Origin of the sequence: Pseudoalteromonas sp. TAE56, from assembly GCF_000497955.1 — a bacterium.
Taxonomy (GTDB): Bacteria; Pseudomonadota; Gammaproteobacteria; order Enterobacterales; family Alteromonadaceae; genus Pseudoalteromonas.
The window spans coordinates 58,565-73,549 of the sequence record NZ_AUTN01000103.1 but is presented as its reverse complement, the minus strand read 5'-3'; the positions used below and the strand labels follow the sequence as shown (position 1 = coordinate 73,549).

The 14,985-nt window shown below is 41.6% G+C and carries 13 protein-coding genes; all 13 read right to left on the bottom strand.

Annotated features, from left to right (window positions below; genetic code table 11):
* Nucleotides 1-7 precede the first annotated feature (7 nt).
* From ftsA to rsmH, 13 genes are read right to left on the bottom strand one after another with little or no spacing between them, the layout of a single operon-like run.
* Nucleotides 8-1,240, bottom strand: a complete 1,233-nt coding sequence (gene ftsA, locus L656_RS0111330) for a cell division protein FtsA (RefSeq protein WP_007582937.1) — start codon at nt 1,238-1,240, stop codon at nt 8-10.
* Nucleotides 1,237-2,016 (bottom strand): cell division protein FtsQ/DivIB, encoded by a 780-nt coding sequence (locus tag L656_RS0111325; RefSeq protein ID WP_024599293.1) that lies wholly within the window; start codon nt 2,014-2,016, stop codon nt 1,237-1,239. Before L656_RS0111325 ends, ftsA begins: the two co-directional genes overlap by 4 nt.
* Nucleotide 2,017: 1 nt before the next feature.
* Complete coding sequence (locus tag L656_RS0111320; protein ID WP_024599292.1) at nt 2,018-2,938, bottom strand: D-alanine--D-alanine ligase; 921 nt, start codon at nt 2,936-2,938, stop codon at nt 2,018-2,020.
* Nucleotides 2,935-4,386 (bottom strand): UDP-N-acetylmuramate--L-alanine ligase, encoded by a 1,452-nt coding sequence (gene murC, locus L656_RS0111315; protein ID WP_024599291.1) that lies wholly within the window; start codon nt 4,384-4,386, stop codon nt 2,935-2,937. Before murC ends, L656_RS0111320 begins: the two co-directional genes overlap by 4 nt.
* Nucleotides 4,387-5,463: an undecaprenyldiphospho-muramoylpentapeptide beta-N-acetylglucosaminyltransferase gene (gene murG, locus L656_RS0111310; RefSeq protein ID WP_024599290.1), complete on the bottom strand. Its 1,077-nt coding sequence runs from the start codon at nt 5,461-5,463 to the stop codon at nt 4,387-4,389.
* Complete coding sequence (gene ftsW, locus L656_RS0111305; RefSeq protein ID WP_024599289.1) at nt 5,460-6,635, bottom strand: cell division protein FtsW; 1,176 nt, start codon at nt 6,633-6,635, stop codon at nt 5,460-5,462. The genes murG and ftsW overlap by 4 nt, the downstream gene beginning before the upstream one ends.
* Nucleotides 6,632-7,966, bottom strand: coding sequence for a UDP-N-acetylmuramoyl-L-alanine--D-glutamate ligase (gene murD, locus L656_RS0111300; protein WP_024599288.1), 1,335 nt, complete (start codon nt 7,964-7,966; stop codon nt 6,632-6,634). Before murD ends, ftsW begins: the two co-directional genes overlap by 4 nt.
* Nucleotides 7,967-9,049, bottom strand: coding sequence for a phospho-N-acetylmuramoyl-pentapeptide-transferase (gene mraY / locus L656_RS0111295; RefSeq protein ID WP_024599287.1), 1,083 nt, complete (start codon nt 9,047-9,049; stop codon nt 7,967-7,969). It abuts the gene before it with no gap.
* Nucleotides 9,049-10,431 (bottom strand): UDP-N-acetylmuramoyl-tripeptide--D-alanyl-D-alanine ligase, encoded by a 1,383-nt coding sequence (locus L656_RS0111290; RefSeq protein ID WP_024599286.1) that lies wholly within the window; start codon nt 10,429-10,431, stop codon nt 9,049-9,051. The genes mraY and L656_RS0111290 overlap by 1 nt, the downstream gene beginning before the upstream one ends.
* Nucleotides 10,428-11,906 (bottom strand): UDP-N-acetylmuramoyl-L-alanyl-D-glutamate--2,6-diaminopimelate ligase, encoded by a 1,479-nt coding sequence (murE, locus tag L656_RS0111285; RefSeq protein WP_024599285.1) that lies wholly within the window; start codon nt 11,904-11,906, stop codon nt 10,428-10,430. Before murE ends, L656_RS0111290 begins: the two co-directional genes overlap by 4 nt.
* Entirely contained in the window at nt 11,899-13,716 is a 1,818-nt protein-coding gene (locus L656_RS0111280; RefSeq protein ID WP_024599284.1) for a penicillin-binding transpeptidase domain-containing protein, read from the bottom strand. The genes murE and L656_RS0111280 overlap by 8 nt, the downstream gene beginning before the upstream one ends.
* Nucleotides 13,713-14,039 (bottom strand): cell division protein FtsL, encoded by a 327-nt coding sequence (ftsL, locus tag L656_RS0111275; protein WP_007582915.1) that lies wholly within the window; start codon nt 14,037-14,039, stop codon nt 13,713-13,715. The genes L656_RS0111280 and ftsL overlap by 4 nt, the downstream gene beginning before the upstream one ends.
* Nucleotides 14,036-14,974: a 16S rRNA (cytosine(1402)-N(4))-methyltransferase RsmH gene (rsmH, locus tag L656_RS0111270; RefSeq protein WP_024599283.1), complete on the bottom strand. Its 939-nt coding sequence runs from the start codon at nt 14,972-14,974 to the stop codon at nt 14,036-14,038. The genes ftsL and rsmH overlap by 4 nt, the downstream gene beginning before the upstream one ends.
* Between the last annotated feature and the right edge of the window lie 11 nt (nt 14,975-14,985).

Here is a 14,985-nt window from a genome sequence, read left to right as displayed (position 1 = left end):
TTGAGTCTTAAAACTCGCCTTGGAACCATTTAGTAATGCGGTTCCACCAATTATTGTTATCCTCTGCTTTCGACTTTTGTGCATTCATCGATTGCATGGTACGCCCGTATTGTAACAAACCAACAGCGGTTGCGTACGAAGGATCATCTACATAGTCTGTCAAACCAACCATCCCGATTGGTTTGCCTATTCTTACTGGCATTTGGAAGATGTCTTCTGCCACTTCCATCGCGCCAGTCATTTTAGCAGTTCCGCCTGTAATAACGAGACCTGCCGCAATTTGGTCTTCTAAGCCTGAACGACGAATTTCTTCCATCGCAAGCTCAAATAATTCTCTAAAACGAGGCTCTACCACCTCAGATAATGTATGGCGCGACATTAACCTTGCTGGTCGTCCGCCTACACTTGGTACTTCAATTGTGTCTTCGCTACTGGCCATTTGGCTACTAGCACATGCGTATTGTACTTTGAGTGACTCGGCATGTGATATAGGTGTGCGAAATATTTTTGCAATATCACCAGTAACTTGGTTACCCGCCACTGGAATAACCGCAGAGTGACGAAGTGCACCATTAATATAAATGGTGATATCCATAGTGCCGCCACCAATATCAAGTACTGCAACACCTAGCTCTTTTTCGTCATCTGTTAGTACAGAATAACATGACGCTAATGCAGTAAAAATAAGCTGATCGACTTCAAGACCACAACGCTCTACACATTTCTCGATATTTTTTGCCATATCGTTTGAGCACGTAATAATGTGTGCACGCGCTTCCATACGAACACCGCTCATGCCTAATGGGTTTTTAATCCCCTCTTGCATATCGATGCTGTACTCTTGCGGTAATGCATGCAGCATTTTACGCTCTGCCGAAATAGGCACAGAACGCGCAATATGAATTACATTTTCAATGTCTTCGTCAGTGACTTCGGTGTTATTAATTGCCACCACGCCACTTTCGTTTTGGCACTGTATGTGTTTGCCAGAAATCCCCAAATACACAGAGCTAATACGACAATCAGCCATTAACTCGGCTTCGTCTATTGCTCGGCGAATAGACTCAGACACTAAGTTTAAATCGTTAACGCCGCCTTTATCCATACCATGAGATACTTGGCTGCCCACACCAACAATGCTGAGCTTGTTATCTGCGGTGATTTCACCTACCGTGGCAACCACTTTCGAGGTGCCAACGTCTAACCCTATTACTAGGTTTCTTTCTGCTGACTTAGTCATGCCTTACTCTTATTTTGTAATTGTTCTTCTTGCACTGGCTTAAAGCTTACTGCAAGGCCGGTATCATACCGTAAATCTATTGTATCTACTTGTGCATCTGCACGTTGTTCCATTCGTGGGTAGACGTCTATAAAACGTTGTACACGCTTGGCTTTATCTTTACGTCCTAAATTTAAACGTATTCCGTTATCTAGCCATAATTGCCACGAAAAGCGCTCCGACAATGCCAAACTTGTTAACGTTAAGCCGTTAACTTTTAGCATTTCATCAAATTGCTTAAAAGCAATCCACGCTTCTTCTTCGCTGCCTTCTGGGCCGTATAACTGCGGTAAATCATCATCTAACTTATCGCTGCTGGCTTGAAATGCTTGACCACTTTGGTTGAGCAGTAAGTCGCTATTCCAATGTGCTACTACTTCATGTTCAACTACATATACTTGTATAGTATCAGGCCATTGTTTACGTACCGAAGCGGTAGCAACCCAAGGTAAATCTTGAACTAGTTGTTGCACATGTTTTACATCTAATTCAAAAAAACTACTTAAATCGGCATTTTTAATCGCTTTTATAATTGCCGTTTCATCAGTGTATTTAGGCTGCCCTTGCACTGTAAGGTGCTTAATTTGAGCATCTTTGTTTTCAACTAACCAATCCGATACACCTGTTGTAATTTGCACTAAGCCAATTACAACAATGAGAAAAAAACTCACACCAAAAATCAGAGACCAATTAAGCTTCAGTTTGATTTCTTGAGCTTTTTCTAAAAGGGGATGCATATTAAAGCGTTTGCTCTAAAATGCGAACAACTAATTGTTCAAAAGTTGCCCCATTCGCTTTTGCAGCCATTGGTACTAACGATTTTTCAGTCATACCTGGTACTGTATTTACTTCAAGGAGATAAAAATTACCTTGCTCGTCTTGCATCGCATCAACACGGCCCCAGCCGCTTGCGCCCACTAAATCAAAAGCATCTAGTGAGATAGCCTGTAAGTACTTAGTATCTTGCTCTGACAAATCTGCAGGGCAATGATACTGCGTAGTATTTGATTGATACTTAGCTTGGTAGTCGTAAAAGCCATTTGGTGTCGTCATTTCAATGACTGGTTGTACTTCGTCGCCAAGCACTGTGATTGTAAACTCACGTCCCGTGATCCACTGCTCTACAAGCACTTGGTTATCAAACTTAAATGCATTAGCTAATGCATCTTCAAGTTCTTGTACTGTACTTGCTTGCGCCATACCTATGCTTGAGCCTTCGTGCGATGGCTTAACCATTACCTTTTTAAACTCACCCATAATAGCTGCAGCATCAAAGCCTTTTTTGGCATCAACTACGGCATAAGGTGCGGTGCTTAATCCCGCTGATTTAAATAAGTGTTTACAACGTACTTTATCCATAGCAAGTGCTGAACCTAGTACATTACTGCCCGTGTAAGGCAAGTTCATAAATTCAAGCGCACCTTGTACAGTTCCGTCTTCGCCACCACGCCCATGCAAAGCAATAAAAACACGCTCTACATTTAATTCTTTTAATTCCCACAAAGAACGACTTTGTGGGTCAAATGCAATTGCATAAATACCACTATTTTGCAGTGCATTTAAAACAGCTTGACCCGATCGTAAAGACACTTCACGTTCTGCTGAGTTACCACCTAGCAGTACCGCTACTTTACCAAATTGTGTGTTTACCTGAGTCATACTTCACCTTGCTTAAGTTTTTCTATCGACATACCCGTCGCAGCTAATGTTTTAACTAACTGACCTATATTACCAGCGCCTTGAGTTAATACTAAATCATTATTTTGTAAATTTGCGGCCAAAACGCCTGCAAGTTCTGCATTTGTTGCTACATGCAGCGGCTCTTTGCCACGTTGACGAAGGCTACGGCATAAGCTTTTGCTGTCTGCGCCAACAATTGGATCTTCACCAGCGCTATACACATCAAGCAATAGCAACTGATCTACATCAGCAAGTACTTTTACAAAGTCTTCGTATAAGTCGCGTGTACGAGAAAACCTATGTGGTTGATATACCATTACTAAACGCTTATCTGGCCATCCTTCACGTACTGCTGCAATTGTTGCTGCAACTTCTGAAGGGTGATGCCCGTAATCATCAACTAACATCACATTGCCACGCTCGTTTTCAAATTCACCATAGTGCTGAAAACGACGACCAATACCCTCAAACTTCTGCAGCGCTTCTAAAATTGCATGGTTCGCAATGTTTTGATCTTTTGCCACAGCAATTGCAGCGGTTGCATTAAGTGCGTTATGTCTACCTGGCATATTCAACGTGGCAGTTAAACACTCACCTTGCTTGTTAGTTACTGTAAATGTGCATGTATTAGCTGATTGGCTAAAGTCGCTCATGCGATAATCAGCATCCTTCGATTCGCCATACGTAATAACTGGGCGACCAAAGCGCGGAATAAGCTCAGCAGCAACTTCAGAGTCAATACATACAACAGCTAAACCATAAAACGGCAAGTTATGAATAAAATCCACATAGGTGTCTTTCATCTTTTCAAGACTGCCACCGTAAGTATCCATGTGATCTTCTTCGATATTTGTGATCACCGATACCATTGGCTGTAAGTGTAAAAACGACGCATCGCTTTCATCTGCTTCTGCAATTAAAAAATCGCTTTTACCTACTTTTGCGTTACTACCTGCGCTGTTTAACAAGCCACCAATAATAAACGTTGGATCAAGGCCTGCTTGTCCATAAATGCTTGCAATTAAGCTCGTTGTTGTTGTTTTACCATGCGTACCCGCAATGGCTATGCCGTGACGAAAACGCATTAGTTCAGCAAGCATTTCTGCACGGCGTACAACCGGAACTCTTGCGGCTTTAGCTGCGATAATTTCAGGGTTTGTTTCATCAATCGCGCTTGAAACAACCACTACATTGGCATCTTTCACGTTATTTTCATGATGGCCAATAAATACTTCAGCACCGGCTTTAATTAAACGATCTGTCATAGCGCTATGAGCAATGTCAGAACCTGTAATACGGTAGCCTTCAAATGCGAGTACTTCAGCAATCCCGCCCATACCAGCTCCACCAATACCGATAAAGTGGATGGTTTCTATTCGGCGCATTGCAGGGCGTGTATGCTTTTCTTGTACTGATATCTCTTTCACTTATTTTCTCTTATTTGTTACTTGCTCACAGTGCGTAGCTACGCTTGCTGTGGCATCTAAAATGGCTTGTTTTTTTGCATTTGTAGCCATTTCAGTAATTAATGAAGGTTGGGCTAAATACGGGCTTAATAGTTCAACAATTGATTGTTTATCAAACTGTCCTTGCGGCATTAATAATGCCCCATTCGCCATTACCAAATACTGTGCATTCGCTGTTTGGTGGTCGTCCACCGCATGAGGAAACGGGACAAAAACAGCCATTTTACCTGCCGCTGCGATTTCGCTAACAGTTAACGCACCTGCACGACAAACAACAATATCAGCCCAGCTATATGCTGCGTCCATATCATCAATAAATTCAGCTATTTTTGTATTACCGCCCGCTAAACCATGCGCTTTATAAGCTGCTTCTACAGTGGGTAAATGACCTTTACCTGTTTGATGCCACACATTTATTGGAGCTGTATTACTAAGGCCTTTAAATGCTTCTGGTAACGTCTGATTAAGCACTTGTGCACCAAGCGACCCACCAACCACTAAAATATTAATAGGGCTTGATACATCGCGTTTGACTATATCCATTACACTTTGACGTACTGGATTACCTACTAGCTCAGCTTGTCCTTGTGCAAACGCACTTGGAAATGCTGCTAATACGCGTGTAGCAAACTTAGCAAGCCATTTATTGCTCATACCGGCTACAGCATTTTGCTCGTGAATAACCAGCGGGATACCTAAACTTTTTGCTGCAATTCCCGTTGGACCCGTAACATAACCGCCCATTGCAAGTACTACATCCGGGCGCTGTTCTTTCAATACCTTACGCGCCTGCAATATTGCATTAAGTACCATGAATGGGGCTTTAATGAGACGCTTTAACCCATTGCCACGAACACCTTTAACATTAATGAAATCAATATCAATGCCATGCTTAGGAACAACACTTGCTTCCATTCGATCTGGAGTGCCAATCCAGCTGACTTGCCAGCCCTGCTGCTTTAAATAATCGGCCACTGCAATGCCAGGAAAAATATGCCCGCCAGTTCCACCAGCCACTACTACTAATTTTTTACTCATCGCTTACCTCCGCGTGAGGTGGCTTGTTTGGTTGCCATTTTGGTTTCAAAATCTACGCGCAATAAAATACCCGTGGCAATCGTCATAATTAACAAGCTTGAGCCGCCATAAGAAATAAACGGCAGGGTTAAACCCTTCGTTGGTAAAATACCCGCGCTTGCACCTACATTCACCATGGTTTGAAATGCAAACCAAATACCAATGGCAAATGAAAAGTAGCCTTCGTATTCCTTACCGCATTTAAGCGCTTGTTGACCTATTAATAAGGCTCTAAATACTAAAGTAGCTAATACCGTTAAAATACTTACAACGCCTATTAAGCCAAGTTCTTCACCTATAACGGCAAAAATAAAATCGTTATGCGCTTCAGGTAAATATTGTAGTTTTTGTACACTGTTACCTAAGCCTTGACCAAACCAACCACCTTGGCTATACGCCATTAGTGATTGCACCAACTGATAACCTTTACCAAAAGGATCATCCCAAGGGTCTAAAAAGCCTACAACACGCGCCATTCGATATGGTTCAACAATAATTAGTAATACAACCAGACCCACGCCCGTTAAAATAAGTACAAAAAACTGCCATAACTTAGCACCAGCTAAAAACAGCAAGCCAACCGTTGTTACAAACATAACAACTACTGTGCCTAAATCGGGCTGTAGTAAAATAAGCAATGCATACACTGCAAATACTGCTATTGGCTTTGCAAAGCCTTTAATATTTTCTTGTACTTCTTCGCGTTTTCTTACTAAGTAGCCAGCTATATAGCTAAAAAAGTATAACTTAGCGGCCTCAGCAACCTGAAAACCAACAGGTCCAATAGGTATCCATCGTTTAGCGCCGTTCACTTCACGACCAATAATCAATACTGCTATTAATAGCACCATACCCAGTATTAATAGGTAAGGGTTTGAACGTTTCCACCACTCCATTGGCACGCAAACGCTTATCCAAAAAAGCACAAAAGCCATGGCCAAAAACATGCTGTGGCGAATGGTAATATGGTACGGGTCATCAAATAGTCGCTCTGCGGTAGGCATTGATGCACTGGTTACCATGATAAAACCAACACCAATTAGCATTATTACGCAGTATAATAGCGGCACATCGTATAACTGCCCTGAAGGCTTAGGTGTTAACGCATCTCTTATATCGGCAAAAGCAATCATGATTGCCCTGCCATTACACACTGAACGAAGTCATCACCGCGTTGCATATAGTTGTTATACATATCAATGCTGGCACATGCGGGTGCTAATAAAACAATATTACCTGTACTACTAAGTACTTTGGCCAAAGTAACGGCTTCTTCCATATTGTTAGTTAAATAACTCTTGTTGGTAATCGCAGCTAAATCACTTGCATCTTTGCCAAAACAAATTAATGCTTTTACATGCTGTTTTATATAAGGTTTAAGCGCATTTAAATCAGCGCCTTTAGCATCGCCACCAGCAATCACAATCAGGTTTTCACCGTCACTTGCTAAACTATCTATTGCAGCAATGGTTGCTCCAACATTGGTAGCCTTTGAATCGTTAAAATACTTTACACCGTTAAGCTCAGCTATAAATTGGCAGCGATGAGCCAATCCATTAAATTGACCTAACGCATTTTTATATTGCTCTTTGCTTACTTCAAACGGACTTAAGAGCGTCATTACAGCAAGCGTATTTAAATAATTGTGCTTACCCACTACCGCAAGCGTATCAACAGGTAAAAAGGCATCGCCTTTAAGCATAAAATGAGTTTCGCCATTGTGCTGCGCTAAATGGTAATCACCTTGTTGAGCACCAAAGCTAATTAGAGGAGCCGTTCCGCGCTCAACAGGACGTGTTTGAATGTCGTCTGCATTGACAACAATAAGCTCTGCGAACTTATAAATACTAAGCTTTGAGTCTATATAAGCTTGGTAACTATCGTAGCGGTCAAGATGATCTTCTGACACATTTAATACCGTTGCACTTACTGGTTTTAAACTCGTTGTGGTATCTAACTGAAAACTCGATAACTCAAGTACATACACATCAAAATCATCATTGAGTAAATCAAGTACCGCTGTGCCAATATTCCCACCCAAAGCAACTTTATAACCGGCTTCTTTTAACACTTCATAAGCGAGCGTAACCACGGTTGACTTACCGTTAGAGCCCGTTACTGCAACGACAGGTTTTGTATTAATGCGCGCAAATAACTCAACGTCACCAATCACTTCAACACCTGCGTTAATTGCATTTGCAACAGCTGGTATTTTTAAGCTAAGCCCAGGGCTTATAATAATCATATCGCTTAAACAAAGCTCTGCGTCATCCAAATTACCAAAGTGGGTATCTAGAGCTGGCGCGTGCTCTTTTAACCAATCAATCCCCGGCGGGGTTGCTCGGCTATCAACGACCTTGGGGGCAAGGCCATGAGATAATAGAAAACGCACAATGCCCAGACCGGTTACACCGAGTCCGAGCACTGTTATTTGTTTGTTTTTTATCTCGTTTAAATACTGCATTTATCGAATCTTTAAAGTAGCTAAGCCAGTAAGCACTAGCACAACAGAAATAATCCAAAAGCGCACAATAACGCGAGGCTCTGGCCAACCTTTTAATTCGTAATGATGGTGAATTGGCGCCATTCTAAAAATGCGTTGTCCCCGTAATTTATACGACCCCACTTGTAATATTACCGATAGCGCTTCCATTACAAATACACCGCCCATAATAATAAGCAGTAACTCTTGGCGTACTAAAACAGCAATAATACCTAATGCGCCACCAAGTGCTAATGAGCCAACATCGCCCATAAATACTTGTGCTGGGTAAGTGTTAAACCATAAAAAGCCAAGCCCTGCGCCCACAATGGCAGTACACACAACCACAAGCTCACTCGCTAGCGGTAAATGTGGAATATGTAAGTAAGCCGAAAAGTTAATATTACCTGTTAAGTAAGCAATAATTGCCAATGCCGCAGCCACCAAAATAATTGGCACAATCGCCAAGCCATCTAAGCCATCGGTCAGGTTTACCGCGTTTGATGTACCTACTATAGCAAAATACGTAAGCACGATATAAAACAAACCTAATTGCGGTAATACGTCTTTAAAAAATGGAACAACAAGTGATGTTTCAGATGCTTGTGCACTGGTAAAGTACAAAGCAGTAGCAACAACTAATGCAATGACCGACTGCCAAAAGTACTTCCACTTAGCAATTAAACCTTTTGGATCTTTACGAATAACTTTACGGTAATCATCAACAAAGCCAACAATACCTAAAGAACCAATTACAAACAGTGTTGCCCAAACGTATTTATTTGATAAATCGGCCCAAAGTAGCGTGCTGGTAAAAATAGCCGCTAAAATAAGTAAGCCACCCATAGTCGGTGTACCCGACTTAGACAAATGCGATTGCGGACCATCGTCTCGAACTGTTTGGCCTATTTGCATACGTTGCAAACCACGAATTAACTTAGGCCCTAAATAAAGAGACATAATTAGCGCAGTTAAAATACCTAAAATGGCACGTAGCGTTAAATACGAAAAAACATGAAAACCACTAAAATACTGTGTTAAATACTCTGCCAGCCAAACTAACATTATGATACTCCATTGATGGCTTGTTGCTGGCCATTAACTAAATCGGTTACTAATAATTCCATGCGAGAACTGCGCGATCCTTTCACTACTATTGTTGTTTTAGTATTCACTTTATTAATACTTTCTTGAATTTTTTGCTGCATTTGTTCGCGACTCGAAAAGTGACGATTAGGGAGTTCAAACACATCACTTGCGTATTTACTTAATACACCTAATGTAAATAACTCATCAATCCCTTGCTCAAGTGCGTACTCGCCAACTTCTTGATGGTACTTACGTGCATCTTCACCTAGCTCACCCATGTCTCCGAGTGCTAAAATGCGGTGACCTTGCATATCACTTAACAAGTCAATCGCAGCCTTTACCGACTTAACATTGGCATTATAGGTATCATCAACCACGGTGAGTAAATCAGACACTTCAATCAAATTAACGCGCCCTTTTACATCACCCATTCTGGCAAGTGCATTGGCTATTTCTTCAAGGGTTACATCAAATTCACTAGTCAGTGCAGCAGCGATAAGTGCATTACTAATATTGTGCTTACCAGGTAGCGCTAAAGTAACAGGTACTTGCTTGTTTTTAGTGCAAAGCGTAAAGCTTGCACGCGCATTGGCATCAAGCGTGATGTTCTCTGCCCAAATGTCTAGTTTTTCAGTTGTAGAAAAACGTTTAACATTACGTCCTTCAAGCTTATCTAACCAATACTGGCTAAATTCACTATCGCAGTTAACAATAGCAACGCCGTCATCTTTTAGGCCGTCAAAAATCTCACCTTTAGCTTTTGCAACCCCCATTAAACTACCAAAACCTTCTAAGTGAGCTGCTGCAACATTGCATACAACGGCTACATCTGGTTTTGTCATTGCAGTGGTGTAAGCAATTTCACCTAAGTGATTTGCACCTAGCTCAATTACTGCAAAACGATGTTGAGGCTCTAAGCGCAATAACGTAAGTGGGACGCCAATATCGTTATTAAAATTACCTTTAGTAGCTAATACATCACCGTGAACCGACAAAATTGCCGCACACATTTCTTTTACAGTTGTTTTGCCTACACTACCTGTAATTGCAATTGTTTTAGGCGCCACTTGCGCCATAACAGCAGTGCCAATTACACCAAGTGCAATACGAGTATCGCTCACTATAAATTGTGGAATATCTACATCTACTTTATGCTGAACAACAACGCCAATCGCGCCTTTTTGTTTAGCCTCAGTTATAAATTTATGACCATCAAAATTTGGCCCTTTCAGTGCTAAAAACACTTCGCCATCGCACACTGTACGAGTATCAGTATTTATATTAAGTACGCGTTGATTATCACCTTGATAATCGGTTGTTAGCACATTAGCTAACCAATCAAAATCCATTGGGATCATTGTGTTATCCCTCTTACTGCTTTTTTTAGTTGTTCTTGTACATACCGGCGATCGCAAAAGTCGATTCGCGTATCACCTATAATTTGATAATCTTCGTGGCCTTTACCTGCAATCAAAATAACGTCATCAGCTGTAGCGTTTTCTATAGCAAAACGAATTGCAGTCGCTCTATCAGCCTCTAAATGTGCATTTTGAGGATGGGTTAAACCGGCTGCTACATCTGCAATAATGTCATCAGGGTTTTCTGAGCGAGGGTTATCACTGGTAATAATAACTTTATTAGCGTTTTGCTCTGCGGCTTGCGCCATCAATGCACGCTTTCCTTTATCTCTGTCGCCACCACAACCAAATACACAACTTACACCACCTGGCACATGTTGCTGCAATGCTTGTAATGCAAGTGCAAGTGCATCGGGTGTATGTGCGTAATCAACAACACACGTTGGCATGCCTGCTTGGCTAAATGCTTGCATTCGCCCAGCTACTGGCTGTAACTGCGCACAACCTGAAACTAATTGCTCAAGCGGATAACCAAGCCCTAGTAATGTAGCGATCGCGGCCGTTAAGTTATATAAGTTGAATTCGCCAAACAGAGGCGATTTAATCGATATATCACCCCAACTAGTCGATAACTGCGCCGAAATACCGTCACTTGAATATTCAACATTAGAAAAATAAACGTACTGAGCATTCTTAGGGGCTAAGTTTTTGCGGCCATAACAAACTAGGTTATTAAAGTCATACTTTTCAAGCCATTGCTCAGCTTGAGCATCATCTTGATTAAGCACTACAACCTCTGGCTCAAAGTCACGGAAAAGCATTAGTTTCGCATCACCGTAACTTGCCATATCACCATGGTAATCTAAGTGATCGCGCGAAAGATTAGTAAACACAGCCGCTTTAAACGCGCATTTAGCAACGCGCTGCTGCACTAACCCATGAGATGACACTTCCATAGCTACCAGCTTTTTATGCTGCGAATTTAAATCGCTCAAAATATGCTGTAAATCAACCGTTGAAGGTGTGGTATTAATCAGTGGAATTAAGTTATCAGGATGACCATAACCTAAAGTGCCTATAATAGCCGACTCAGTACTACAAAATTGTGCTAAGTGGGCAATCATAGCTGTGGTCGTCGATTTCCCATTTGTACCTGTCACACCAATTAAATCAAGAGCCTGACTTGGCTGGTTATAAAAGCGACTTGCTAATTCTGGAAGCTTTTTATCAAGCTCCGAAACTAAATATAGTGGCTCAAAACTTGTTTCAAATTCACATAATCTGTCAGCAATAATAGCTGTTGCGCCATTTTCAATTGCTTTACTAATAAATTGTCCGCCATCAAGTGCATGGCCTTTAATTGCAACAAATACATCACCTGGCGTTACTTCACGACTATCTAGGCGTAAATGTTTTACCAGTTGCGAGGGCGCATCTATTTCGATGTATTTTAAAATATCCTTTAAATCACGCATCGTTATCTTTACCTTGTACGTATGCAACCTCTTCCTTGTCAGGCGCTACGTTTAATATTCTTAATGCGTTAGAGATGATTTCTGCAAATGCAGGGCCAGCGGTGGCACCTCCATAGTACACATCACCACCTGGTTCATTAATCATAACTACCACGGCTAAACGAGGATTACTTGCCGGCGCTACACCTGCAAAATAACCTACATATTCATCACCATAACCACCTGCTACGGCTTTTTTAGATGTACCTGTTTTACCAGCTGCACGATACCCATCAACTTTTATGTTGCGAGCAGTACCGTCTTTTTCAAATACACTTTCCATCATGTGCACTACGGCTTCTACGTCTTTTTGTTTAAAAATACGTTCGCCTTCAGGTATATTATCTTGCTTTAAAATAGTCAGAGGTCGGTTAACCCCGCCAGCACCTAACATGGTATAAAAACGTGCCATTTGCGCTGTACTTACCGAAATCGCATAACCAAACGATAAAGTCGCAATTTCAAAGTCAGACCAACGACGATTTGGATAAAACAAACCACTGCTTTCACCTACCATTCCAGTACCAGTATCACTGCCAAAGCCTACTTTTTGGTATAAGCCAACAAGGTAATCTTTAGGCACTAACTGAGTAACCTTCGCAACTCCCATGTTTGAGGAGTACTTTAATATTTCACGCAGTGTTAGTTCGCCGTGATTACGAGTATCTCTAACTAAACTACCACCTAAACGCATCCAACCTGGGTAGGTATCAATCGTGTCATCTGCCTGAATGGCGCCGTAGTCTAGCCCAGCCAAAATGGCTAGAGGCTTAACAGTTGAGCCTGGTTCAAACAAATCTGTAATTGCGCGGTTACGACGCTTATGAGGTGCAGCATCGCTTAAGTTGTTTGGATTAAATGAAGGGCTATTTACCATTGCCAGTACTTCACCGGTTTTAACATCAACTACCATAGCTGAGCCCGATGTGGCTTTATAAGTCAATACAGCTGATTTTACAGCCTTGTACGCAATAGCTTGAATTCGTTGATCAATACTTAGTTCTATGCTTTCTGGCTCTACACGTTCACGTTCGTCAAGTACTTCTACCTCACGCCCTTGTGCGTCTTTACGAATGGTACGGCGGCCTTCCTCGCCCGTTAAAGCGTTTTCGTAGAGCTTTTCAATGCCTTCAATGCCTTTGCCATCGATATTGGTAAAACCAATAACATGCGCGGTAACTTCACCTGCAGGGTAGTAGCGTTTAGATTCATCTAATAAATGGATACCAGGGAGGCGTAAATCACCAATATAATTTGCTACAGCAGGAGTAACTTGGCGCTTTAAATACACAAAGCGACGCGAAGGATCGTTTAAAAGTCGAGAATTAATCTTTTTAGGATCAATCCGCAGCACATCTGCAAGCTCACGCCAGCGTAAATCGTTTTTATAATAAAGTGCAGCACGCTTATCAAGCTCAGCAGTGTTTTCAGTTAAAGATAAGTGATCTTCGCCGCTTTTGCGTGCTTGTTTGATTACTTTAGAAACAAGCGATTTATGTAATGCTTTAGGATCAGCATATACACTTACCACAGGCACACTTACCGCTAATTCTTTACCATTGCGGTCAAAAATCATTCCACGTTGCACATGCAGTTTTTCAACACGTACCGTGCGCTTATCACTTTCTGAACGGGCTTTATCGGGTTCTATCACTTGTAAATAAGCAGCGCGAGATACGAGTGTTACAAACACCATAAACACAACTGTACACACCAGCATAAAGCGCCATGTGATTAAATTAGTGACTGGTTTTTTGCCTCTATTTCTCATTGTACTATTATTACCTGCTCATCTTGACTCGTAGGTCGTTTCATTTTTAATTGTGATATAGCAACTTCTTCAATGCGTGCATGTTGCGAATAAAATTCTTCCTCAACAAGTAAGTAGCGCCACTCTAAATCGAGTTCATCACGTTCTTGTAATAATTGATCTTGCTTTATAAGTTGCCCACGAGCTAAATGTGTTGTTTGCACAACAGCTAAACTAGAAGCGAATATCACAACCAACAAGGCCGAGGTTAGCTTATTAGCACCTAGGCCTTTTAATATTTCAAAGAATAAATTGGGTTGACGATAGCTCGCTTTTTTACTCATCCCAACCTCTGTGCAATCCTAAGTACAGAACTACGAGAACGTGGATTACGTTCTACTTCAACAGTACTTGGCTTAATAGCCTTACCCACTGCTTTTAACGTCAGGTTTTTATTTATTTGTGCATCAGTTAAAGGCAGACCTCTGGGTAACACTTCTCCCCTACTCTGTTTTCTAATAAACTGTTTTACAATACGATCCTCTAGTGAGTGAAAAGAAATCACCACTAAACGACCGCCTGGCTTTAGCACTTTAACTGCAGACTGTAGCGCTGTTTGAATCTCTTCAAGCTCGCTATTAATGTAAATACGAATCGCCTGAAAAGTACGAGTTGCAGGGTGCTTAAACTTATCTTTTACCGGTACTGCTTCATCAACAAGGTCAGCAAGTTGCTTTGTTGTTGTAATTGGCGTGTGCTCACGAACTTCGAGTACTTTGTGTGCAATGCGTTTACCAAACTTTTCTTCGCCCAGTTTTTTAATTACGTGGGTAATATCATCTAACTCGGCTTCTGCTAACCACTGTGCTGCACTACGACCTGTTGTTGGGTCCATGCGCATATCAAGTGGCCCATCTTTCATGAAACTAAAGCCACGCGCAGCGTCATCAAGTTGTGGCGACGAGACACCAATGTCTAATAAAATGCCATCCACTTTACCAATTAGATCGTTCTGCTCAGCTACTTCGTATAAATTTGAAAAACGAGTATGTGCAATCGCAAAACGTGGATCATTAGCAAATTTTTCGGCTGATTTTATCGCTTGTGGATCTTGGTCAATTGCTTGCAGACGACCTTCATCACCAAGGCGTGCTAAAATTTGTCCAGAGTGGCCGCCACGTCCAAACGTACCATCCATGTATATACCGTCTGGCTTAATTGCGAGGGCATCGATGGTTTCGTCCATTAATACGGATACGTGTTCAAATTGCGCTGTCATTAGCTATTATT